Origin of the sequence: Streptomyces sp. NRRL B-24085 (genome assembly GCF_001282115.1) — a bacterium.
Lineage (GTDB): Bacteria > Actinomycetota > Actinomycetes > Streptomycetales > Streptomycetaceae > Streptomyces.
The window spans coordinates 1-23,214 of the sequence record NZ_LJBR01000024.1 but is presented as its reverse complement, the minus strand read 5'-3'; the positions used below and the strand labels follow the sequence as shown (position 1 = coordinate 23,214).

Sequence of the window (23,214 nt, the reverse complement as noted above, 5' to 3'; positions counted from 1 at the left end):
GGGAGGCCCCGTGTCCGGTACCGAAGCGCTCGCCCGCCTCGCGGAGGACCGCGTCGACCACCGCTTCAAGGGGCTGCCCCCGGACGCGGACGGCCTGACCGTCGCCGAGCTGACCGCCCAGCGCCGCAACCTCTTCACCGACGGCTTCACGACCCCCGTGCTCGCCCTGTCCGCCGAGCGCCTGGAGCACAACCTCGCACTCATGGAGTCGTACGCCGCCCGGCACGGCCTCGCCTTCGCCCCGCACGGCAAGACGACCATGGCCCCCCAGCTCTTCCAGCGGCAGATCGAGCGCGGCGCCTGGGGCATCACCCTGGCCGTCCCCCACCAGGTACGGGTCGCGCGGGCGTACGGCGTCCAGCGGGTCTTCCTCGCCAACGAACTGGTGGACCCGGCGGCCCTGAGGTGGATCGCCGGCGAACTGGCCGGCGACGACAGCTTCCGCTTCGTCTGCTACGTCGACTCCGTGCGCGGGGTCCAGCTGATGGACGCGGCCCTGCGAGGCGCCCCCCGCCCGGTGGACGTCGTCGTCGAACTCGCCGCCGGCGAGGGCGCCCGCACCGGTGTCCGCACGGAGGCGGAGTGCGCGGCCGTCGCCGACGCGGTCGCGGCCACCGGGACGCTGCGGCTCGTCGGGGTCGCCGGTTACGAGGGCGAGGTCCCGGGGGCGGACCCGGAGCGTGTGCACGCCTGGCTGCGCCGACTGGTGGCCCTGGCGGCCGACTTCGACAAGGCGGGACGGTTCGCGGCGGAAGGGCTCGACGAGATCGTGGTCAGCGCCGGCGGCAGCGCCTGGTTCGACGCGGTCGCCGACGTCTTCGCCGAGATCCCCGAACTCTCCCGCCCGGTCCTGAAGTTGCTCCGCTCGGGTGCCTACGTCTCGCACGACGACGGCCACTACCGCAAGGTGACCCCCTTCAACCGGATCCCCGAGGAGGGCGCCCTGGAGCCCGCGTTCCGGCTGTGGGCGCAGATCGTCTCCCGCCCCTCTCCCGGCCAGGCCTTCGCCAACGCGGGCAAGCGGGACGCGGCCCACGACCTCGATCTCCCCTTCGCCCAGGTGGTCCGCCGGGACGGCACCGAGCACCCGGCCACCGGCATCGAGGTGACCGCGCTCTCCGACCAGCACGCCTGGCTGGCCACCGCCCCCGACGCCGCTCTGGAGGTCGGCGACTGGCTGGGCCTCGGCCTCTCGCACCCGTGCACGTCCTTCGACAAGTGGCAGCTCATCCCCGTGGCGGAGGCCGACGGCACGGTCGTCGAGTACATCCGCACGTTCTTCTGAGACGCGAAGGAGTCCGGCGATGGAAGAGCTCGTCATCAGGGACGCGGACGTCGTCGACGGCAGCGGCGCCCCCTCGTACCGCGCCGACGTGGTGGTGGACCGCGGCCGGATCGTCTCGATCGTCAAGGAGGCGGCCGACGCCGGCTGCCAACGCCCCAGGGCGCGGCGGGAGCTGGACGCCGAGGGGCTCACCCTCTCCCCCGGCTTCATCGACATGCACGCCCACAGCGACCTCGCCCTGCTGCGCGACCCCGACCACAGCGCCAAGGCCGCGCAGGGGGTCACGCTGGAGGTCCTGGGCCAGGACGGACTGTCGTACGCCCCGGTCGACGACCGCACCCTGGCGGAGGTCCGCCGCGCGATCGCCGGGTGGAACGGCCACGGCGACGACATCGACTTCGACTGGCGGTCGGTGGGCGAGTACCTGGACCGCCTCGACCGCGGGATCGCCGTCAACGCGGCCTATCTGATCCCCCAGGGCACGGTCCGGGCGCTCGTCGTCGGCTGGGAGGACCGCGAGGCGACACCCGAAGAGCTGGACCGTATGCGTCAGTTGATCGCGGAAGGCATGGAACAGGGCGCGGTGGGGATGTCGTCCGGACTGACCTACACCCCCGGCATGTACGCCAAGGACGCCGAACTCACCGAGCTGTGCCGGGTGGTGGCCCGGTACGGCGGCTACTACTGCCCCCACCACCGCTCGTACGGAGCGGGGGCCCTGGAGGCCTACGCGGAGATGGTCGCCCTGACCCGCGAGGCCGGCTGCTCCCTCCACCTCGCCCACGCCACCATGAACTTCGGCGTGAACGAGGGCCGGGCGCCGGAACTGCTGGCCCTCCTGGACGAGGCCCTGGCGTCGGGCGCGGACATCAGCCTGGACACCTACCCCTACACCCCGGGGTGCACCACCCTCGTGGCGATGCTGCCCAGTTGGGCGAGCGAGGGCGGTCCCGAGGAGATCCTCAAGCGGCTCGCGGACGACGAGACCTCGGAGCGCATCCGCCACCACCTCGAAGTGATCGGCTCGGACGGCTGCCACGGGGTGCCGATGGAGTGGGACACGATCGAGATCGCGGGGGTCACGGACCCCGCGCTGTCACACTATGTGGGCCGCCGTCTGGACAGCTGGGCGACCGCCCGTCACCTGCTCCTCACCGACCGGCTGGCCCCGTCGATCCTCCAGCACGTCGGCCACGAGGAGAACGTCCGCACGATCATGCGGCACCGGGTCCACACCGGCGGCTCCGACGGCATCCTTCAGGGGGCCAAGCCGCACCCCCGGGCCTACGGCACCTTCCCGCAGTATCTCGGCACGTACGCAAGGGAACTGGGGGTGCTGTCCCTGGAGGAGTGCGTCGCCCACCTCACCTCGCGTCCGGCGTCCCGCCTCCGCCTGCCGGACCGCGGCCTGGTCAAGGAGGGCTACCGGGCCGACCTGGTCCTCTTCGACGCGCGGACGGTGGCCCCGGGCTCGACCTTCGAGAACCCACGCCGACTGCCGACGGGCATCCCGCACGTCCTGATCGACGGCAGGTTCGTGATCGAGGACGGCAAACGCACGGAGGTCCTGGCGGGACGGGCGGTCCGTAACAGTCCCATGTGACGGAACGCCCAGGTCACCCACCTAGGGGCGCGGGGAACTGCGCGACAGGCCACGACGGCGAAGCAGCCGCCGGACAACCGGTCGCGGCACCCCCGAGCGCGCTACGGCTTCGGCAAGGTGCACGCGCTCGCGTTGAGGTTCAGCTGGTTGCCCGTCGTGAAGCACGCAGGAATGTTGTAGATCTCCTGCGCGTAGTTGATCCCCTCACGCACGGTCACGTTGCCGTTCGCGTCCACCTCGCAAGGGTTGTTCTCCGTGCAGCGCTCGCCGTCCTCGTTGCCGGTGTTGTTGACGGCGACGACCTTGCCGGTGGCCTGGTCGATGACGGGCGAGCCCGAGGTGCCGCCGATGGTCTGGCAGGCGGAGGTGTAGCGGACCGAGTCCTTCCAGGTCCAGGCGCCCTCCTTCAGGCGGTACACGAACCCGTCGATGTTGCAGCTGTAGAGCCGCTTCCAGTACCCGGACGCCACCGTGATGGCGGTCCCGGCGGTGGGGTGCGTGTCCTGCACGGTGAGCGCGGAGATCCCGTACGAGTTCCTGATCGACGCGTACGTGCTGGTGAGCTGGTAGATCGACACGTCCGTGTCGGTCATTGTGCCGTAGGCGAGCTTGCTGGCGCGGAGCGTGGCGACCCGGGTGCCGGAGGAGTTGAGCAGCCCGAAGGACCGGCTGGACGCCTGGTTGGTGAGCACCTCGCCCGGCGCGGGGAAGCCGGTGGTGAGGCAGTGCCCGTTGCTGAGGACCAGCGCCGGGTCGGTGTCCAGGGAGTTGGGGAACCGGATGACCGAGCCGGAGCAGTTGCTGAGCGAGACGGTCCCGGCGAGGGTCACGGCCCGGAGCCGGGGCGACGGTGACGTGACCTGGGACAGGGCCGAGGTGGCGGAGGTGACGACGTCGTGGACCACGGAGACGGGGGTGTCCGTGTCGACGCTCTTGCCGACGCCGGACGCGGCGGGCTCGGCGGCGACGGCGGGTGCCGCGCCCATTCCGGCCAGGGCCAGGGCGCTGAGTGCGGCGACGAGAGGCTTTCTCATGTGGGGGTCCCCTCTTGCATGACGAGGGTGACCGGAGAGATTCTCCGGCCACCCGCCGATTTGTCATGCACATTGTCAATGAGGGAGAACTTATCAGCAAGGACGTGTTCCCGGCCGGGAGTCGCTACGATCCTGCGAGGAGGTTGCGACGCTAGAGCGTTCGGCGCTCGGAGGGAAGATCACAGGGGCTGTGAACAGAACAGTAGAGCTGCAGCTGTTGGGAAGTGCCGACCTCGGTGACGACGAACTCCTGCGCCTGAGCGGCCAGTTGCGTCGATCGCTGGCCGAACTCGATGTGGCAGACATCCGGTCCGGGCATTCCGCCGCACTCCCCACTCCGGGATCGAAGGGCGGAGAACTGATCGCCACCGGAACGATCGCCGTCACCGCCGCCTCGTTCGTACTGCGCCAGGCACTCCACCTCGTCGACACTTGGCTGAAGAACCGGCCTGTCCGCGGTGTCCGCGTGGAGCTCGAGGGCCGCAGTATCGAGTTGGGTCACGTCTCTGCCGCCGAGCGGGAGAAACTCATCGACGCGTTCCTCGGGCATGCGCACCCGGCTCTCGACACCACCGAGGACGCTCGCAACACGTCCGGCACCCCGCCTCAGGCATCCTGACAGCGCATGACCGCACCGGCATTCGCCAAGGGGCACCGAGGGGCCCTGTTGATCGGGACAGGGACCTATGAGCACCCCACGTTCGACGCCCTTCGCTCCCCGGCAGTGGACTGCTCCCGCCTGGCCGAAGTGCTGGCCGACGAGGAGATCGGCGCCTTCGACGTACAACAGCTCATCGACGCCGACCTCACCACCCTCATGCGCGCGATCGAGCAGTTCTTCGGCAGGCAAGCCCAGCCCGACGACTTCCGGCTGCTGTACCTCTCTTGCCACGGGTTCGTGAACGACCGTGACGACACACTCCACTTCGCCGTTCGCACGACCGATCCGGAGTGGCCCGCCTCCTCCTCGATACCGGCGGCCTTCGTCCACAACCTGATGAAGCTCTGCTGGGCAAGAAGCATCGTTGTGGTTCTCGATTGCTGTTACAGCGGGCGGTTCCTGCCAGGCGCGAAGGGAGGCACGCCGGCGGAGTTCGAGGAAGCGCTCGCCGGACACGGCCGCGTAGTCATCACCGCGGGCACAAGAACCCAGCTTGCCTACGAGGGTGAGCACTCGGACCCGTCGGCACCAGCCCTCTCCCGTTTCACCGAGCCGTTCGTCGAGGGGTTGCGGACCGGAGCTGCCGACCGTAATGGTGACGGCTTCGTTTCCGTGCGGGAGTTGTACGACTACGTCTGCGAACGGCTCCACGCACAGAAGGCCCAACAAAACCCGCGTTTCGGTGGCGAGTTGCAGTACGACATAGCACTGGCCAGGGTGAAACCGAAACCTCGGCCGAACAAGTCGCGTAAGAAGCGGACCCCCCGACCGGCTCCGGAGCGCGTCCTGCCCTGGCGGACACCTGCCGCTTTGGGCGCCGCCCGTCAGCCGGTACTAGCCGACGGCATGCTGGTGGTCCACGAGGGATACCGACTGCATGTCATCGACCCGAAAAGTCGCACCCGCCGCCCGCTGATCGAAATGAAGTTTCCCGGCATTCCCGCCTTCCATGACGACGCTGTCTATTTTGCAGGCAAAGACGGCGCGCTACAGGCGTTCGATCTACACACCGGACGGCCGCGCCCTTGCCGTCGACTGACGGTCGGCGACGGTCTGCTGGGGATCGCCGACGGCGTGCTGTACGCGGCAACACCGCTCAGTCGTCTGTACGCCGTCAACCTGCGGACCGATGACGACCTCTGGCCGTCGCTCAAATGCCCGGAAGTGACCTTTCTCTGCGCATCCAAGATTTCGGGTGGCACCGTGCTTCTATTAGCCCGGGAGTGGGGGCTCGGAGGCGATCGGGTGGGAGTGATCGATCCCGTTCACGGCACAATGACCTGGTCCCACAAGGTCGAGCAACTACTGGCGGCCAGGTGGTCCGTCGTCAGCGAGGGCATCCACTTGGTCCAGTCGCGCAAATCCGCCTCCTGGCGAATCATCACTCTCGATCCGAAAGCCGAAAAGACGGTGTGGACACACGAGTCACCGGCCGCGCTCGCCGCCGCCCCTGCCGCGGCAGATGGCTTCCTCGTGTTCGGAGACGTGGGCAACCAGCTCGTCGCCCTCGACGCCCGCACCGGCGAATCCTGCTGGAAACAGCGAACGAGGGGCCGTCTTCTCACCCGACCCGTCATTGTGGACGGCACCCTGTACACCGCAGACCGCGCCGCAACGCTGACGGCCTGGCGACTGCGGGACGGCCGCAAGCTCCGTTCCCACGACATCCTGCTCAGCCATGACCCTGACGGATGTCCCGTGAGTGCGCAGGGAACGTTGTACGTCACAGACTCCCGCGGCTACCTCCACGGGCTGCCGATCTCGTAACAGCCCGCCCTCTGGGTTCTCGAACATCTGCGCCCCTGTTCACCCAATAGGAGTGACGACGGCGAACGGGCGGCGAGTGTTCGGGCATCGCACATACGGTCTGGGTGAGACCGGGCGAGTGCCCGCGGTGCCGATCGTGAGGGCGAGGTGGGGACGTGACAACGGCGGAGACGACTTCCGGGGCGGGACACGCTCGATACACGTACCGTCTGAGGCTGTCGTCCGGGGCCCTATCCGGGCTGTTGGCGGAATGGGGACGATGCCGCTGGGTGTGGAACGAGTGCGTGGCCCGTTCGAAGAAGGCACACGCGCAGGGTGAGAAGTGCGGTCCCGCACGGCTGGACCGAATGCTGACCGAGGCCCGCGCCGTCACGCCATGGCTGGCCGAAGGGGCGAGCGTTCCGCAGCAGCAAATGATCCGCGATTTCGGCAAGTCCCGCACAAAGGCCCTGAAGGACATCAAGGACCGGCTGCGGATCCGGCAACGAGCCGGGATTCCGGGTTACAAGAAGAAGCACGACGCCAACCCCAGCCTGAACTACACACGGCACGGGTTCCGACTCAAAGACGGGCGGTTGCACCTGGCCGGCGGAATCCTCCTGACCGTGGTGTGGTCACGGGAGCTACCCACCGAGCCCTCGTCAGTACGCGTCTACCGGGACAGCGTCGGCGATTGGTTCGCCTCATTCGTCGTCCCAGCCCAGATCGAGCCATTGCCGAAGACCAGCCGGATGCTCGGCGTGGACTGGGGTGTGAAGGAGATTGCGACCACCACATCGGATGCCCATGATCTCCCGCATCCCCAGCACGGCAAAGGGGCAAAGGAGAAGCTGTCGCGATACGATCGGATGGTGGCTCGCCGGAAGCCGAAAAAGGGTCGGACGGCTTCGAAGGGCTACCGTGAAGCGAGAAAATGGCGCGCGAAGACGTACCAGAAGATCGCCCGGAAGCGGCAGGACACGGCCCGAAAATGGGCGAAAAGAGTCGTACGTGATCATGACGTGATCGCGGCCGAGGACTTCCGCCCGAAGTTTCTCGCAAAGTCACCGATGGCGCGCAAGGCAGCGGACGCCGCGATCAGCTCGACCAAACAAGCCCTCATCGAGATGGGTCGCAAACACGCGCGGGACGTGCATCTGGTTCATCCCGCGCATACCACCATGGACTGCGGACAGTGCGGTGCAAGAGCCAAGCACGCCCTGCCGCTGTCGGAACGCACCTACACCTGCACCGCGTGCGGCCTGGTGTCCCCGAGGGACAAGAACTCCGCGCGCGTGATGCTCGTCCGGGCTGGTCTGGCCCCGGCTGGCGTCGAGGGCGTGAGACCTTCCGGGGCGCTGCTCCGACAGGCGGCCTGAGCCAGGAATCCCGTCCCCCACCAGGACGGGAGCAGTCAAGTGGCGGAAAACACGACACGGTCAGCTTGACCCGGCCGTAAGCTCCAGGCATGCAGGTGATCCAGTCGACCAAGCTCGCCAATGTCTGTTACGAGATCCGGGGCCCGGTTCTCGAGGAGGCGATGCGCCTGGAGGCGGCCGGGCACCGCATCCTCAAGCTGAACACGGGCAACCCCGCCGCCTTCGGGTTCGAGGCACCGCCCGAGATCCTGGAGGACGTCCTCCGCAACGTCTCGACGGCCCACGGCTACGGCGACGCCAAGGGGCTGCTCGCCGCGCGCCGGGCCGTCGTCATGCACAACCAGACCATCGGCATCGAGACCGACGTCGAGCACGTCTTCATCGGCAACGGCGTCTCCGAGCTGATCGTGATGGCGATGCAGGGCCTCCTCGACGACGGCGACGAGGTCCTCGTACCGGCCCCCGACTACCCGCTGTGGACGGCCGCCGTGTCGCTGTCCGGCGGCACGGCGGTGCACTACCGCTGCGACGAGCAGTCCGACTGGATGCCCGACCTCGCCGACGTGGAGCGGAAGGTCACCGACCGCACCAAGGCGATCGTCATCATCAACCCCAACAACCCCACGGGCGCGGTCTACGACGAGGCCATGCTCAAGGGGCTGACCGACATCGCCCGCCGGCACAACCTGCTGGTCTGCTCGGACGAGATCTACGACAAGATCCTCTACGACGGCGCCACGCACACCCCGACCGCCGCGATCGCCCCCGACCTGCTGACCCTCACCTTCAACGGCATGTCGAAGGCGTACCGGGTGGCGGGCTACCGGGTGGGCTGGATGTCGATCTCCGGCCCGCGCGCGCACGCCGACTCCTACATCGAGGGCCTGACCGTCCTGGCCAACATGCGGCTGTGCGCCAACATGCCGGGCCAGCACGGGGTGGTCGCCGCGCTCAGCGGACGCCAGTCGATCAACGACCTCGTCCTGCCGGGCGGCCGGCTCGTCGAACAGCGGGACGTGGCGTACGAGCTGCTGACCCAGATCCCCGGCGTGAGCTGCGTGAAGCCCAAGGGGGCGCTGTACCTCTTCCCCCGGCTCGACCCCAAGGTCTTCAAGATCAGGGACGACCGGCGGATGGTCCTGGACCTGCTGCGCCAGGAGAAGATCATGGTCGTCCAGGGTTCCGGCTTCAACTGGCCCGAACCCGATCACTTCCGGGTGGTCACCCTGCCCACCGTCGGCGACCTGCGGGACGCGGTCGGGCGGATCGGGAACTTCCTGGACGGGTACGGCCAGCCGTAAACCTCGTCGGCGCCGATCTTTTTGCTTCGCTCAACTTTAGACGGAATCTAAGCTAGGATGGTTTCCTGACTGCACAGGAGGCCATCCCATGTACGAACCGATCCGCACCAAGTCGGTCCACTCCACGATGGCCGACGCCCCCAACCCCGATTTCCCCCACCGCTCCCGCGAGGAGGAGCTGGACATCCAGCTCGCGGGCCATCTCTCCGCCCTGCTCGCCGTCACGGACGAGCTGCGCGCGCTGGCACCGTCCGCCGACCTCGACACCGCGGCCGAGCGGCTCGCCGCACAGGTGGCCCGGCTGCGGGGCGGTGGCACGCCGGTCCGCGCACCGCTGACCCCGGTCACCTCGGAACCGCACCTCACCGACCTGCACCGCCGCGCCCACGCGGTGGCCGGCCGCGCGCTGCTCGTGGCGGCGTCCCGGGCGGACACGGCGGCGGCGATCCTGGCGGCGGAGCGGATGGACGCGCACAGCGCCGCCCTGGCCCTGGCCGACCCCCGCGAACTCGCCGCGCACTGAGCCGTACGGCTCCCCTGATCGGCCCCGGTCCGCGCGCATCCGCAGCGACGTGCGGACCGGGTGCCATGCACTGCGTTGGCTTGGGCCGGGGTGCCTTGGCGCCGTAGGGGTTCGGGTCGTCTGGCGGGTGCGGGTTCGTTGTGGCTTGTCGCGCAGTTCCCCGCGCCCCTGAAGGGGCGCTTCCGGTCGGCCGTGTTGATCCGGGACCGGTACTACACCCGCTGTTCACCCTCGTTGCCCAGGAACTTACCGTTCCGGGAGCACTCTTCACGGTGTGAGACGCATCGTAGGGATCGTCCTCGCGGTTCTGCTGGTCGGCGGCGTGGTGGCAGCCGTCGTGGCGGGCCGGGAAGCGGACGACAAGGGCACGGCAACGAAGACCGTGCAGGGAGTGATCGGGTCGGAGAAGGCGGAGTTCTTCGAAGATCCCGACGTGGTGAAGGCCCTCGCCGCCAGGGGTTACACCGTACGGGCCGAGACCTCCGGGTCCTGGGCCATGGAAGGGCTGGATCTCAGCGGCCACGACTTCGCCTTCCCGTCCGGCCAGGCGCCGGCCGCCGAACTCGCCGCGAGGCACAGGGTACGGGGGACCCTCCCCCGCCCCTTCTACTCGCCCCTGGTCGTCGTGGCGCACAGGAGCGCCGCCCAGGTCCTCGCGGGCAACGGCCTGGCCACGCTGGACGGGGAACACCGCGGCACGCTGCGGATGGCCGCCTACCTGGACGCGGCCCGCGCTGACCGCACCTGGCAGCAGCTCAGGGGCGCGGAGAAGTACGGGGAGCTGACCGGCACCCTCTACCTCTCCAGCACCGACCCGGAGACCTCGAACTCCGGCGCCCTGTACCTCGCCGCCGCCTCCTACGTGGCGAACGGCGGCAAGGTGGTCGCGAGCGGCACCGAGGTCGCCAGGACAACTCCCCTGCTGCACAAGCTCGTCAGTGTGCAGGGCGCCCAGCAGTCCAGCACGGACGCGGCCTTCCGGGACTTCGTCAGCGGCGCCGGCAACCCGCTGGTCCTGGTCTACGAGTCCCAGGTCGCCTCGCTCCTCGCGGGCGGACAGCACCCCGACGACCTGGTCGTCCTCTACCCGGACACCACCGTCAACAGCGACCACACGGTCGTACCGCTGACCGAGAACGGCCAGGCACTCGCCGAACTCCTGTCCACCGACCCGCGGTTGCGCGAGCTGGAGGTACGGCACGGGTTCCGGCCGCAGGGCGAGGCCGCCGGGTTCGCCTCGGCCGCCACCTATCTCAAGCAGGAACTGACCGGCGTCCGCCAGGCGCCCGTGCCCACCTCCGCGGTGCTGCACGAGCTGGCGCGACGGGCGCGCGGATGACGGGAGACACCACCGATGACAGCCATGAACGACAACGACACCTTCACGCTCACTCCGCCCGAGCCGGTGGCTGCCGTGCCCCGTGAGAAGGCCGGCGGGCTCGTCCCCGTCGACGACTCGGTCCGGGCCGGCATGACCGAGAAGGCCGCCGCGTACGTCGAGGGGCTCGCGGCACTCGACGCCCGCTCGCCCGAGTTCGCCGGCAAGGTCGGCGAGATCACCGCGCTCGGCGCCGGGGAGATGCGCGGGGCCGCCGCGCAGTCCAACCGGATGCTGGAGCGGACCGTGCGCAGCCTGCCGGACCAGGGCGGGGACGCCCAGTCGCAGGTGGCCGGATCGCTCGTCGAACTGTGGCGCGTGGTCGAGGACCTGGACCCGCGGGACCTGCCCGCCGCCAGGGGCCGCAGGTTCCTGTCCCGGCTCCCCGGCGGCAACAGGCTGCGCGACCACGTCGCCAAGTACGCCTCCGCGCAGGGGACACTGAACCGGATCGTCGGCTCGCTCCGCGGCGGGCAGGACGAACTGCGCCGGGACAACGCCGCGTTGCAGACCGAGCGGGTCCGGCTGTGGGAGACCATGGGCAGGCTCCAGGAGTACGTCGTGCTGACCGAGGCCCTGGACACCGCCGTCGAGCAGCACATCTCGGCCGTGACGGACCCCGAGGCGGCCGACGCGCTCCGCGCCGACGTGCTCTTCCCGGTCCGGCAGAAGCACCAGGACCTGCTGACCCAGCTCGCCGTCTGCGCGCAGGGCTACCTCGCCATGGACGTCGTCCGGCGCAACAACGAGGAGCTGATCAAGGGCGTCGACCGGGCGGCCACGACCACCGTGTCGGCCCTGCGGATCTCCGTGATGCTGGCCTCCGCGCTCGACAACCAGAAGAAGGTCGTCGAGCAGGTCAATGCCCTGCGCGGGACGACCGAGGACCTCATCCGGGGCAACGCCGAGATGTTGGCGACCCAGAGCGGGGAGATCCAGCGCATCGCGGCCGACCCGGCGGTCGGCGCCGAGACCCTGCGCTCCGCGTTCCAGCAGATCTACCGGACCCTCGACGCGATCGACACGTACAAGGTGCAGGCGACCGAGGCGATGGCGGCGACCGTGGAGTCCCTGACCACCGAACTCCGGCACGCGAGCGGGTACCTGGAGCGCAGCCGGTCGCAGGGCGCCCTGGAAGGGGGCCTCGGATGAGACGACGCGCACTGGCCGGCTGCCTCGCGGCGCTCGGTCTGCTCACCGCCTGCACGACCCACGGCGAGGGGATCAGCGGTGTCTCGACGCCCGGCGTCCCCGGCCCCGCCGAGCCCGGCACCCTCCGCGTCCTCGCCTCCAGCGAGCTCACCGACATGGCGCCGGTCCTCGCCCAGGTCGAGAAGGACACCGGCGTCACGGTGGAGCTGAACCCCATCGGCACCTTGGACGCCGTCGAGATGCTGGCCCGGGGCCGGACCGACGGCCGGTACGACGCCCTGTGGCTGTCCTCGAACGACTACCTGCGGCTGCGCCCCGACGCGGCGGCGAAGGTGGTCTCCGAGACCCCCGTCATGTCGAGCCCGGTGGCGATCGGCGTGCGGCCCGCGACGGTGAAGGCGCTCGGCTGGAAGCCCGCCGACGTCACCTGGTCCCAGGTCGAGCGGGCCGTCCGGGAGGGGAAGCTGACGTACGGCATGACCGACCCGGCCCGCTCCAACTCCGGCTTCGCCACGCTGGTGTCGGTCGCCTCGGCCCTCTCCGGCGCCCAGGCGGCGCTCACCGACGCGGACGTCACCGCGGCCGCGCCCCGGCTGAAGGAGTTCTTCAAGGGCCAGAAGCTGACCTCGGGTTCGTCGGGCTGGCTGGCCGCGGCCTACGCCCGGCGCGGTGACGTCGACGCCCTGCTCAACTACGAGTCCGTCCTCAAGGGCGTCCCGGGCCTGACCGTGATCCGCCCCCGCGACGGCGTGATCACCGCCGACTACCCGCTCACCTCGCTGCGGTCCACGAACGCGCGGACCCGCGAGGACGTCCGCCGGGTGACGGAGGACCTGCGCACCGAGCGGATCCAGCGGCTGATCACCGAGCGCACCCACCGCCGCCCGGTCGTGGCCGCGGTCGCGCCGGCGAGCGGCCTGGATACCGGCCGCCGCCGCGAACTCCCCTTCCCGGGCACCCGCTCCGTCGCCGACGGCCTGCTCGACTCCTACGAGAACGAACTGCGCCGCCCGTCGCGGACCGTGTACGTCCTGGACACCTCGGGCTCGATGGCGGGCGAGCGCCTGGACCGCCTGAAGACGGCCCTGACCGACCTCACCGGCGACTTCCGCGAACGCGAGGAGGTCACGCTGATGCCGTTCGGTTCGCGGGTGAAGGACGTACGGACCCATGTGGTCGATCCCTCGCACCCGCGGACCGGCCTGGACGCCCTCCGGGAGGACACCTCGGCGCTGTCGGCCGACGGCGACACCGCGATCTACACCTCGCTGGAGAAGGCGTACGACCATCTCGGCACCGGCCGGGACACGTTCACGTCGATCGTGCTGATGACGGACGGCGAGAACACGGCGGGCGCGGAGGCGCAGGACTTCGACGCCTTCTACGCCGGGCTCGGAGAGGACCGCCGTCGGATCCCCGTCTTCCCCGTCCTCTTCGGCGACTCCGACCGCTCCGAGCTGGCCCACATCGCCGACCTGACCGGCGGCCGCCTCTTCGACGCCCGCCAGGGCTCGCTGGACGGCGCCTTCGAGGAGATCCGTGGCTATCAGTAGGTATCTGGAGTCCCGCAAGAACCTCGCGGGCAGCGCGTGCGGGCTGGCCGGCCTGGCGCTGACCTTCACCGGGGCGGCGGGCCCGTACTGGCCCGTGGTCGTGGCCGGCCTCTACGGCGCGGGCGCGCTGATCGCCCCGCCGGATCGCCCCGCGCTGCCCGACTTCCCGGACCCGTCGGCCCAACTGGCCGCGGTGCGGGCGGACTTCGAGACGCTGCGGGCCTATCTGGCCGACATCGACCTGTCGGTGACGGCGGCGGCCCGGCTGCGTGAACTGACGGAACTGCTGTCCGCACTGCTGGACGGCGACCGGTCCGCGCAACTCCTGGCCCACGATCCGGAGGGCGTCCACGCGGTGTCCCGGATCGTGCGCCGGGACCTGCCGGAGGCGGTGGACAGCTTCGCCCGGACCCGCTGGTGGACGAGGATGACCCCGGGCACGGAGTCCCCCGAGCTCCATCTGGAGCAGCAGCTCGGCCTGTTGAAGCGGGAGGCGGAGCGCTGGGCGGCGGCCCTGCGGGACACCGAGGCCAGGAGGCAGGAGACCCACACCCGCTACCTGGAGGAACGGTCGGAGCGTTAGCCCTCCGGGGGACTAGCGGAAACGGTCAGGCGCGGCCGGGCCAACCCGGGGGGGCGGGGCCACGCAAACGGCCGGATCGGGAAAACGGCATGCTCGGAAGGCGAGTCCGGCGGAGCCCGAACGCGGCGACGCCCGCAACCCGGCGAGACCACGAGAACCGTCGGCCACGAGAAACCCGCCGGCGAAGAAAGCGGCGACGTCACGAAGGCGGCCGGATCAGGAACACGGCGGACCGGGATACGGCGGGACCCGGAACGCGGCGGACCCCCAGGGCGTGGCGAGCCCGGAGCGGCGGAACCCTCGGAGCCGGCGAGCCCGGCCGGCGGAGCCCCGGAGCCGGCCAACCCGGAGCACGACGGACCCGGAGCCGACGCCCCTCGCAACGCGGCACACCCCAGGGCGTGGCGAACCCGGAGCGACGGACCTCGGAGCCGGCCAACCCGGCCGGCGGAGCCCCGGAGCCGGCCAACCCGGAGCACGACGGACCCGGAGCCGACGCCCCCCGAAACGCGGCACACCCCGGGACACGACGGACCCGGAACGCGGCGGACCCGGAACGCGACAAACCCGGAGCGCGGCGAGGGCCCGTCCTCACCCTGCTTCCCGTCGGGGCGGACGGGACAGGTGAGGACGGGCCCACAGCCGCACACCCCATTGTGTGCGGCCTCGCCGTACTGAAACCGCGGCCGGCCGTGACGATACTGCTGGTCAGGGCACGATCGGAGCCGGCCGCGGCGTCTTCGGGGGACGTCAGCCCAGGCGCTGCACCAGGGCCCGGTACTCGTCCCACAGCTCCTTCGGCGTGTGGTCGCCGAAGGTGTTGAGGTGCTCGGGGATCAGGGACGCCTCCTCCCGCCACACCTCCTTGTCGACCGTGAGCAGGAACTCCAGGTCGGAGTCGGCCAGTTCGAGGCCCTTGGTGTCGAGGGCGTCCTTGGCCGGCAGGATGCCGATCGGCGTCTCGACGCCCTCGGCCTTCCCTTCGAGGCGCTCGACGATCCACTTCAGGACACGGCTGTTCTCGCCGAACCCGGGCCAGACGAACTTGCCCTCGTCGTTCTTGCGGAACCAGTTGACGTAGTAGATCTTCGGCAGCTTGGACTGGTCCTTGTCCTTGGCCACGTCGACCCAGTGCCCCATGTAGTCGCCCATGTTGTAACCGCAGAACGGCAGCATGGCGAAGGGGTCGCGGCGCAGCTCGCCGACCTTGCCCTCGGCGGCGGCGGTCTTCTCGGAGGCGACGTTCGCGCCGAGGAAGACGCCGTGGTTCCAGTCGAAGGACTCCGTCACCAGCGGCACCGCGGAGGCGCGCCGGCCGCCGAAGAGGATCGCCGAGATCGGCACGCCCTTGGGGTCCTCCCACTCGGGCGCGATGATCGGGCACTGCGCGGCGGGAACGGTGAAGCGGGCGTTGGGGTGGGCGGCGGGGACACCGGACTCGGGCGTCCAGTCGTTGCCCTTCCAGTCGGTGAGGTGGGCCGGGGTCTCCTCCGTCATGCCCTCCCACCAGATGTCGTTGTCGTCGGTGAGGGCGACGTTGGTGAAGACGGAGTTGCCCCACAGCGTCTTCATCGCGTTGGCGTTGGTGTGCTCACCGGTGCCGGGGGCGACGCCGAAGAAGCCGGCCTCGGGGTTGATCGCGTAGAGGCGGCCGTCCTCGCCGAACCGCATCCAGGCGATGTCGTCGCCGATGGTCTCCACGGTCCAGCCGGAGATCGTGGGCTCCAGCATGGCGAGGTTGGTCTTGCCGCACGCGGACGGGAAGGCGGCGGCGACGTACTTCGACTCGCCCTGCGGCGGGGTGAGCTTGAGGATGAGCATGTGCTCGGCGAGCCAGCCCTCGTCGCGGGCCATCACCGACGCGATGCGCAGGGCGTAGCACTTCTTGCCGAGCAGGGCGTTGCCGCCGTAGCCGGAGCCGTAGGACCAGATCTCGCGGGACTCCGGGAAGTGCGAGATGTACTTGGTGGAGTTGCACGGCCAGGGCACGTCCTCCTGGCCCTCCTCCAGGGGAGCGCCGAGGGTGTGGACGGCCTTGACGAAGAAGCCGTCGGAGCCGAGCTCGTCGAGGACGGGCTGTCCCATGCGGGTCATGGTGCGCATGGAGACCGCGACGTAGGCGGAGTCGGTGATCTCGACGCCGATCGCGGAGAGGTCCGAGCCGAGCGGGCCCATGCAGAAGGGGACGACGTACATCGTCCGGCCCTTCATCGAACCGCGGAAGATGCCCTTCTCCCCGGTGAAGACGTCCCGCATCTCGGCCGGCGCCTTCCAGTGGTTCGTCGGCCCCGCGTCCTCCTCCTTCTCCGAGCAGATGAAGGTGCGGTCCTCGACGCGCGCGACGTCGGTCGGGTCGGAGGCCGCGTAGTAGGAGTTGGGCCGCTTGATGGGGTCGAGCTTCTTGAAGGTGCCCTTCGCGACGAGCTCCTCGCACAGGCGCTCGTACTCCGCTTCGGATCCGTCACACCAGACCACGCTGTCCGGCTGGGTCAGTTCGGCGATCTCGTTCACCCACGAGATCAGTTCCTTGTGCTGGGTGGGGATGACGGGGGGAGCCGCGATGTCGCGCGCCACGATTGCTCCTAGATGAGGGATTTTTTGTTTGGAGGCCCCGTGGGGGCTGCGACCCGGATGCATCTCGCACCTTTTCGGTGGTGACCTTGGCGCTCATCCGGTGCCGACCGCACTCATTTGATCATCCGACTGGAGCGCCCATCTGTCCAGAGGGCATCACAGGTGAGCGGAGTGAGGATCGCCACGCTTTCTCTGTACACAGCGCGTTTATTTGCGTGCACGTAGCGTTCAGCAGACGGTTTCTTTACTGGTCAACTCCCATGAGAGGATGGCCACTCCCGGCCGCCCCAGCCGCCGTACTCATGCGTAACTTACGGCCCCGTAGGTACGATGCCGGGCATGACGCCGCCCGCCCACGACGCCGAAGCACCGTCTCTGCCGCACCAGATCAAGCAGCACGCCCACGACCTGGCCGAGCCCATCAAGCCGAAGCTGCGCGGCTGGCTCCACCTCGGCACGTTCCCCGCCGCACTGGTCGCGGGGCTGGTGCTCACCGCCCTCGCCGACTCCACCAGAGGCCGGATCGCCTGCGGGATCTTCGCCCTGACCGCCTGCCTGCTGTTCGGCGTCAGCGCGTTGTACCACCGGGGCACCTGGAGCCCTCGCATGGACGGCGTCCTACGACGGCTGGACCACGCCAACATCTTCCTGATCATCGCGGGCACCTACACACCGCTGACCATCCTGCTGCTGCCGGGCAGCAAGGGGCGGTGGCTGCTGTGGGGGATCTGGGGGGCCGCCCTGGCCGGCATCCTCTTCCGGGTCTTCTGGGTCGGCGCCCCGCGCTGGCTCTACACCCCCTGCTACATCGCGATGGGCTGGGCCGCCGTCTTCTTCCTGCCCGACTTCATGCGCGCCGGCGGGGTCGCGGTCCTGGTCCTGGTCGTCGTCGGCGGCCTGCTCTACAGCGCGGGCGGTGTGATCTACGGCATCAAGCGGCCGAACCCGTCACCGCGCTACTTCGGCTTCCACGAGGTCTTCCACTCCCTCACCGTGGCCGCCTTCGCCGTCCACTACGTGGGCATCTCCCTGGTGGCCTACCAGCACGCCTGACCCGTTCCGCACCCTCCGAGGGCCACGGCTTCCCCGCCGTGGCCCTTTTTGCATGCCGGATTCGATTGACAGCTCCTAGCTTTTGAGAGTTACTCTCAATTTATGGAAACCATCACTCCGGACCCCCGTCGCTGGTGGGCCCTGGCCGCCCTCGTCGCGAGCATGCTGACGCTCGGCTTCGACCTGACGATCCTCAACGTGGCGCTGCCGACCATGGCCGCCGACCTCGACGCCGGAACCGGCGCACAGCAGTGGATGGCGGACGCCTACGTCGTCGTCTTCGCTGCCCTGATGCTCCCCGCCGGCCTGCTCGGCGACCGGTTCGGACGGCGCCGCATGCTGATCGCCGGACTCGCCGTCTTCCTCGCCGGATCACTGGTCGGCGCCCTGGCCGACGACGTGAACGCCGTGATCGCCGCCCGCGCGGTGATGGGCGTCGGCGGCGCCCTCGTCACCCCGCTCGCGCTCTCCGTACTGCCCACGCTCTTCGCCTCCGACGAGCGCACCAAGGCCGTCGGCATCGTCTCCGCCGCCTCGGCGCTCGGCCTGCCGCTGGGCCCGATCATCGGCGGCTGGCTGCTCAACCACTTCTGGTGGGGCTCGGTCTTCCTGGTCAACGTCCCGATGGCCGCCCTCGGGATCGCCGCCTGCGTCTTCCTGCTCCCCGAGACCCGCGACCCCTCCTCCCCCAAGGTCGAGGCCCTCTCCACCGCGCTCACCGTCACCGGCCTCGGCACCCTCGTCTACGCGATCATCGAGGCCCCCACCCGCGGCTGGGGCGACCCCCTGGTGCTCGGGATGCTCGCGGCGGCCGTCGCCCTCATCACCGCCCTGGTCCTGCGCGAACGCCGGGTCCAGCGCCCCATGCTCGACATGACCCTGCTCACCCACCGCGGCTTCCTCTTCAACACGATCGCCGCGACCCTGGTCAACTTCATCCTGACCGGCCTGCTGTTCGTCCTGCCGCCCTTCCTCCAGGCCGTCCTCGGCCACGACGCCCTCGGCACCGGCGTCCGCCTGCTGCCCATGATGGGCGGACTCCTCGTCGCCTCCCGCCTCGCCCCCAGGGTCGTGGCCCGCTTCGGCGCCCGCGCCACGGTCAGCGCCGGACTGGTGGTCCTGGCCTTCGCCGGCCTCCTCGGCAGCCGTACGACCGTGGACTCCGGCTACGGATTCGTCGCCCTGTGGCTCTCCCTCACCGGCTTCGGCTTCGGCCTCTCCCTCATCCCCGCCATGAACGGCGGCCTGAGCGCCCTGCCCCGCGACCGCGCCGGCAGCGGCTCCGGACTCCTGATGACCATGCGCCAGGTCGGCGGCGCGATCGGCATCGCCCTGCTCGGCAGCCTGCTCGCCGGCGCCTTCCGGGACCGCCTCGACGTCACCGGACTGTCCGCACAGGCCGCCGACACCGCCGGGGAGTCCGTGGTCGCCGCACACCTGGTCGCCCAGCGCACCGGCTCCGCCGACCTGCTGGCCTCCGCGAACGACGCGTACGTCCACGGCATGGGCGTCGTCCTGCTCGTCTGCGGCATCGCCGCCCTCGTTGCCGCACTCCTCGCGGCCGCCTTCCTGCCCTCCGCACCCCACCCGGCCGAGAGCACCGCGGACCCGGACATGGCTGCCGAGGAGTCCCATGCCTGAGAATGGCACCCATGACGCCCGTACACCCCTCTCCCCCCGCTGACGTCTCCCAGCTGGGACTTCGCGAACGGAAGAAGATCAAGACCCGGACGGCGATCCGCGACGCGACCTACGCGCTGATCGACGAACAGGGCTACGAGGCCACCACGGTCGAGCAGATCGCCGAGCGCGCCGAGGTGTCGCCGTCCACGGTCTTCCGCTACTTCCCCACCAAGGAGGACATCGTCCTCACGGACGAGTACGACCCCGTCATGCTGGAAGAGCTCCGCTCCCGGCCGCTGGACGAGCCGTGGATGGAGTCCGTGCGGCACATCCTGCACCGCGCCCTCGCCGTCTCCGCCGTGGACCACGAGGTCACCCGGCTGCGGGCCCACCTGATGATCCAGGTGCCCGCGGTGCGCGCCCGCATGATGGAGAGCATGTCCGTCACCGGCCGGCTCCTCGCCAGTGCCATCGCGGAACGCACCGGCCGGGACACCGACGACCTGGAGGTACGGGTCCAGACGATGTCCCTCATCGGCGGCCTCACCGAGGTCTACCAGTACTGGGCGGAGCACGGCATGCAGGACGACCTGCACGGCCTCACCGACCGCGCCCTGCACGTCCTGGAACACGGGCTCCCCGCGAAAAAGCCCTGAGACCACCCCCGGCCCGCATGCCATCCTGACCCGGTGAGCGCACCCGAGATCCACGTCGACATCGCCCCCGAGCTGGCCCTGTTCGTCCCGCACGCACGCCGCCACGGCGCCACCCCGGTCACCACCGACGGCACCTCCTCCCTCGGCCACGTCGTGGAGTCCCTCGGCGTCCCGCTCACCGAGGTCGGCGCACTACGCGTCGACGACCGCGAGGTGCCGAGGTCGTACGTCCCCGCCGCCGGCGACACCGTGCACGTCCTGCCGGTCGCCCGCCCCCAGCACGTCCCCGGCGCCCCGCTCCGCTTCCTCCTCGACGTCCACCTCGGCACCCTCGCCCGCCGGCTGCGCCTGCTCGGCGTGGACACGGCCTACGAGTCGACCGACATCGGCGACCCGGCCCTCGCCACCCGCTCCGCCACCGAGAAACGGGTCCTGCTCAGCCGCGACCGCGGCCTCCTGCGCCGACGGGAACTCTGGGCGGGCGCCTTCGTGTACAGCACCGACCCGGAAGCCCAGCTCCGCGACACCCTGGACCGCTTCCGCCCCCGCTTGCAGCCGTGGTCCCGTTGCACGGCCTGCAACGGCCTGCTGAAGGAGGCCACCAAGGAGGAGGTGGCGGACCGCCTGGAGGGCGGCACGGAGCGGTCGTACGACGTCTTCGCGCAATGCCAGGAGTGCGGCCGGGCCTACTGGAAAGGCGCCCACCACGAGAAGCTGGAGGCGATCGTGGCGAACGCCCTGGCCCAGTTCCCGCCCTTCAGGAGCGCGGGGAACCGCGCGACCGGCCACGACGGCGCGGCGGACGCCTAACCGCCCAGCGCCACCCGCAACGCGTCCGCGTCGGTCGTCGGCGCGTCACACGTGAAGTGCCGGCAGACGTACGCGGTGGCCTCACCATTGACGAGGACCCGGTCGGCGAGCAGCGGGAGACCGCTGTCCGGAGCCCCCACGGCGACCACGGCACCCGGCGCGGTCCCCAGAAGCGCCGTGCGGTGCAGGGCTTGCGTCGCCGGGTCGGTCAGGGAAGGCCCCGCCACCGCGACCTCCCGCGGCCCGTCGAGGTTCGCCTCCGCCACCGCCAGCCCCCACCCGACGAACCGCGGCACCCGCGGCCCGAGCGCCTTCACCACCCCGAGCGCCTTCACCGCCGCCTCCCGATGCGGCTCCGACCCGGTCTGCGCGGCATACGACAACAACGCCCCCGCCGCCGCCGTCCACCCCGACGGCACCGCGTTGTCGGTCGGGTCCTGCGGCCGCCGGATCAGCCGCTCGGCATCGGCAGCAGTGTCGAACAGCGCCCCTTCCGGCCCCGTGAACCGCGTCAGCACATGGTCGAGCAGGAACCCGGCGAAATCGAGCCAGACCCCCTCCCCCGTCACGGACGCCAGCGCGAGGAACCCCTCGGCCACATCGGCGTAGTCCTCCAGCACCCCGGCGTTCGCACCCACCTGACCGTCCTTGCTGGTACGGGACAGCCGGGCCTGCTCGTCCAGATGCAGCCGTACGAGAAGGTCGGCCGCCCCCAGCGCGGCGTCCACCAGGTCCGGACGCTCGAAGTACGCCCCCGTCTCGGCGAGCGCGGCGATCGCGAGACCGTTCCACGCGGCGACCACCTTGTCGTCCCGGCCCGGCGCGGGCCGCTCCGCACGCGCGTCGAACAGCCGCCGCCTGACCGACTCGACCTTCTCCGCGTCGAACACCGTGTCCTGCTGCGGCAGTTGCAGCACTGACTGCCCGTGCTCGAAGGTCCCCTCCTCGGTGACCCCGAAATACCGCGCCGCGAGCTCGGCGTCCTGCTCACCGAGCACCTCACGCAACTGCTCCGGCGTCCACACGTAGTACGCGCCCTCGACGTGCCTGCCGGTCCCGTCGTCGCTGTCGGCGTCCAGCGCGGAGGCGAACCCGCCCTCGGCGGTACGCAGTTCACGCACCATGAAGTCGGCGGTGTCGAGCGCGACCCGCCGAGCCAGCTCGGAACCCATAGCCCGCCACAGATGGGCGTAGACCCGGCACAGCAGCGCGTTGTCGTAGAGCATCTTCTCGAAGTGCGGCACGACCCAGTCCCGGTCCACGGAGTAGCGGGCGAAACCGCCGCCGAGCTGGTCGTGGATACCGCCGCGGGCCATGCGCTCACAGGTGTCCCGCGCCATCTGGAGAGCGCCCTCGGCGCCGGTGCGGGCGTGGTGCCGCAGCAGGAACTCCACCACCATGGACGGCGGGAACTTCGGCGCCCCGCCGAACCCGCCGCGCTGCGCGTCGTACTCCCGCGTCAGCCCGAGCAGCGCCGCGGCGAGCTGCTCCTCACCGGGCGCCTGCGAGTCGCCGTAGGAGATCTCCCGCCCGGCCAGGTCCCGCACGATCTTCCCGGCGACCTCGGCGACCTCGTCCCGCCGATCACTCCATGCGGCCCGCACCCCCTCCAGCACCTGCCGGAAGGAGGGCATGCCCTGACGGGGCGAGGGCGGGAAGTAGGTCCCGAAGTAGAAGGGCTCGGCCTCCGGCGTCAGAAACACGGTCATGGGCCAGCCACCCTGCCCGGTGGCGGCCTGCACGGCCTCCATGTAGACGGCGTCGACATCGGGGCGCTCTTCGCGGTCGACCTTGACGCTCACGAAGTGCTCGTTGAGGAAGTCCGCGGTCGCCCGGTCCTCGAACGACTCGTGGGCCATGACATGACACCAGTGGCAGCTCGAATACCCGACGCTCAGCAGGACGGGTTTGTTCGTCTTCCGCGCCTCCTCGAAGGCCTCGGCCGACCAGGGCCACCAGTCGACCGGGTTGTCCGCGTGTTGGAGGAGGTAGGGGGACGTCTCGTGGGCCAGTCGGTTCGGCATGGGGTCCATCCTGCCGCAGTATCCCTCGGGCGGGGCGTCAGACGTGCCCCGGACGGTGACGTGGGCGAGGACGGTGACGCGAGGGGCGATGACGCGCCCTTTCCGGTGAGGCCGGGAGCGTTCGCCCTCTCGCCCCGATGCCCCGTCCGCAGCACACTTGACCAAGAAAGCCGTTGCCGCCGGAGGGGGACGTGACATGCGGGACAGCCATCGGGCGGAAGCCGAACGGCTGTTGGGGCGGGCCGTGGAGGAGGAGGCGGTCGCTTATACACATCT

Annotated in this window: 18 protein-coding genes; 15 read left to right on the top strand and 3 right to left on the bottom strand. The window is 70.2% G+C overall.

The window, feature by feature from the left end:
- Positions 1–10 precede the first annotated feature (10 nt).
- Positions 11–1,285 (top strand): amino acid deaminase, encoded by a 1,275-nt coding sequence (locus AOJ26_RS03255; protein WP_053846630.1) that lies wholly within the window; start codon positions 11–13, stop codon positions 1,283–1,285.
- A 19-nt stretch (positions 1,286–1,304) separates the two neighbouring features.
- Complete coding sequence (locus tag AOJ26_RS03250) at positions 1,305–2,888, top strand: N-acyl-D-amino-acid deacylase family protein (RefSeq protein ID WP_053846629.1); 1,584 nt, start codon at positions 1,305–1,307, stop codon at positions 2,886–2,888.
- Between the two features lie 101 nt (positions 2,889–2,989).
- Here the strand turns inward: AOJ26_RS03250 and AOJ26_RS03245 are convergent, their stop codons facing one another.
- Positions 2,990–3,922 (bottom strand): S1 family peptidase, encoded by a 933-nt coding sequence (locus tag AOJ26_RS03245; protein WP_053846628.1) that lies wholly within the window; start codon positions 3,920–3,922, stop codon positions 2,990–2,992.
- Between the two features lie 190 nt (positions 3,923–4,112).
- Between AOJ26_RS03245 and AOJ26_RS03240 the strand changes: the two genes are divergently transcribed.
- The 9 genes from AOJ26_RS03240 (at position 4,113) to AOJ26_RS03200 (ending at position 14,198) form a co-directional block, all read left to right on the top strand.
- Entirely contained in the window at positions 4,113–4,541 is a 429-nt protein-coding gene (locus AOJ26_RS03240; protein WP_053846627.1) for a hypothetical protein, read from the top strand.
- Positions 4,542–4,547: 6 nt separating this feature from the next.
- The gene (locus tag AOJ26_RS03235) at positions 4,548–6,350 is read left to right on the top strand and encodes a caspase, EACC1-associated type (protein WP_053846626.1); all 1,803 of its coding nucleotides are present in this window, start codon (positions 4,548–4,550) and stop codon (positions 6,348–6,350) included.
- A 155-nt stretch (positions 6,351–6,505) separates the two neighbouring features.
- The gene (locus AOJ26_RS03230) at positions 6,506–7,708 is read left to right on the top strand and encodes an RNA-guided endonuclease InsQ/TnpB family protein (protein WP_053846625.1); all 1,203 of its coding nucleotides are present in this window, start codon (positions 6,506–6,508) and stop codon (positions 7,706–7,708) included.
- 89 nt (positions 7,709–7,797) lie between these two features.
- A complete protein-coding gene (locus AOJ26_RS03225) occupies positions 7,798–9,009 on the top strand; it encodes a pyridoxal phosphate-dependent aminotransferase (protein ID WP_053846624.1) in 1,212 nt (403 codons plus the stop codon).
- 88 nt (positions 9,010–9,097) lie between these two features.
- Positions 9,098–9,532 (top strand): hypothetical protein, encoded by a 435-nt coding sequence (locus tag AOJ26_RS03220; protein WP_053846623.1) that lies wholly within the window; start codon positions 9,098–9,100, stop codon positions 9,530–9,532.
- A 274-nt stretch (positions 9,533–9,806) separates the two neighbouring features.
- Positions 9,807–10,871 carry a hypothetical protein gene (locus tag AOJ26_RS03215; protein WP_053846622.1) on the top strand — a complete coding sequence of 355 codons (1,065 nt, stop codon included), beginning with the start codon at positions 9,807–9,809 and terminating at the stop codon, positions 10,869–10,871.
- 15 nt (positions 10,872–10,886) lie between these two features.
- Positions 10,887–12,062, top strand: a complete 1,176-nt coding sequence (locus AOJ26_RS03210; RefSeq protein ID WP_053846621.1) for a toxic anion resistance protein — start codon at positions 10,887–10,889, stop codon at positions 12,060–12,062.
- Positions 12,059–13,615, top strand: coding sequence for a substrate-binding and vWA domain-containing protein (locus AOJ26_RS03205; protein ID WP_053846620.1), 1,557 nt, complete (start codon positions 12,059–12,061; stop codon positions 13,613–13,615). The genes AOJ26_RS03210 and AOJ26_RS03205 overlap by 4 nt, the downstream gene beginning before the upstream one ends.
- A complete protein-coding gene (locus tag AOJ26_RS03200) occupies positions 13,602–14,198 on the top strand; it encodes a hypothetical protein (RefSeq protein WP_053846619.1) in 597 nt (198 codons plus the stop codon). The genes AOJ26_RS03205 and AOJ26_RS03200 overlap by 14 nt, the downstream gene beginning before the upstream one ends.
- A 750-nt stretch (positions 14,199–14,948) precedes the next feature.
- Here AOJ26_RS03200 and AOJ26_RS03195 read toward each other — a convergent pair.
- Positions 14,949–16,772, bottom strand: coding sequence for a phosphoenolpyruvate carboxykinase (GTP) (locus tag AOJ26_RS03195; protein ID WP_053846618.1), 1,824 nt, complete (start codon positions 16,770–16,772; stop codon positions 14,949–14,951).
- A 339-nt stretch (positions 16,773–17,111) separates the two neighbouring features.
- Between AOJ26_RS03195 and trhA the strand changes: the two genes are divergently transcribed.
- The 4 genes from trhA to AOJ26_RS03175 all read left to right on the top strand — a co-directional run bounded on the left by trhA (position 17,112) and on the right by AOJ26_RS03175 (position 20,914).
- Positions 17,112–17,825 carry a PAQR family membrane homeostasis protein TrhA gene (gene trhA, locus AOJ26_RS03190; protein ID WP_053846617.1) on the top strand — a complete coding sequence of 238 codons (714 nt, stop codon included), beginning with the start codon at positions 17,112–17,114 and terminating at the stop codon, positions 17,823–17,825.
- A 102-nt stretch (positions 17,826–17,927) separates the two neighbouring features.
- Positions 17,928–19,466 carry an MFS transporter gene (locus AOJ26_RS03185; protein WP_053846616.1) on the top strand — a complete coding sequence of 513 codons (1,539 nt, stop codon included), beginning with the start codon at positions 17,928–17,930 and terminating at the stop codon, positions 19,464–19,466.
- Between the two features lie 11 nt (positions 19,467–19,477).
- Positions 19,478–20,104 (top strand): TetR/AcrR family transcriptional regulator, encoded by a 627-nt coding sequence (locus AOJ26_RS03180; RefSeq protein ID WP_086724251.1) that lies wholly within the window; start codon positions 19,478–19,480, stop codon positions 20,102–20,104.
- 33 nt (positions 20,105–20,137) lie between these two features.
- Positions 20,138–20,914 carry a Mut7-C RNAse domain-containing protein gene (locus AOJ26_RS03175; protein ID WP_053846614.1) on the top strand — a complete coding sequence of 259 codons (777 nt, stop codon included), beginning with the start codon at positions 20,138–20,140 and terminating at the stop codon, positions 20,912–20,914.
- On the opposite strand, the gene AOJ26_RS03170 is transcribed toward AOJ26_RS03175, so the two are convergent.
- Positions 20,911–22,938: a thioredoxin domain-containing protein gene (locus AOJ26_RS03170; RefSeq protein ID WP_053846613.1), complete on the bottom strand. Its 2,028-nt coding sequence runs from the start codon at positions 22,936–22,938 to the stop codon at positions 20,911–20,913. The genes AOJ26_RS03175 and AOJ26_RS03170 overlap by 4 nt on opposite strands.
- Between the last annotated feature and the right edge of the window lie 276 nt (positions 22,939–23,214).

What these genes read in the sequence shown, in the direction of transcription:
- AOJ26_RS03205 (WP_053846620.1), top strand. Translation starts at nt 12,059, where the DNA reads ATGAGACGACGCGCACTGGCCGGCTGCCTCGCGGCGCTCGGTCTGCTC.
- AOJ26_RS03245 (WP_053846628.1), bottom strand. Translation starts at nt 3,922, where the DNA reads ATGAGAAAGCCTCTCGTCGCCGCACTCAGCGCCCTGGCCCTGGCCGGA.
- AOJ26_RS03185 (WP_053846616.1), top strand. Translation starts at nt 17,928, where the DNA reads ATGGAAACCATCACTCCGGACCCCCGTCGCTGGTGGGCCCTGGCCGCC.
- AOJ26_RS03180 (WP_086724251.1), top strand. Translation starts at nt 19,478, where the DNA reads ATGACGCCCGTACACCCCTCTCCCCCCGCTGACGTCTCCCAGCTGGGA.
- AOJ26_RS03170 (WP_053846613.1), bottom strand. Translation starts at nt 22,938, where the DNA reads ATGCCGAACCGACTGGCCCACGAGACGTCCCCCTACCTCCTCCAACAC.
- trhA (WP_053846617.1), top strand. Translation starts at nt 17,112, where the DNA reads ATGACGCCGCCCGCCCACGACGCCGAAGCACCGTCTCTGCCGCACCAG.
- AOJ26_RS03220 (WP_053846623.1), top strand. Translation starts at nt 9,098, where the DNA reads ATGTACGAACCGATCCGCACCAAGTCGGTCCACTCCACGATGGCCGAC.
- AOJ26_RS03250 (WP_053846629.1), top strand. Translation starts at nt 1,305, where the DNA reads ATGGAAGAGCTCGTCATCAGGGACGCGGACGTCGTCGACGGCAGCGGC.
- AOJ26_RS03210 (WP_053846621.1), top strand. Translation starts at nt 10,887, where the DNA reads ATGACAGCCATGAACGACAACGACACCTTCACGCTCACTCCGCCCGAG.
- AOJ26_RS03235 (WP_053846626.1), top strand. Translation starts at nt 4,548, where the DNA reads ATGACCGCACCGGCATTCGCCAAGGGGCACCGAGGGGCCCTGTTGATC.
- AOJ26_RS03225 (WP_053846624.1), top strand. Translation starts at nt 7,798, where the DNA reads ATGCAGGTGATCCAGTCGACCAAGCTCGCCAATGTCTGTTACGAGATC.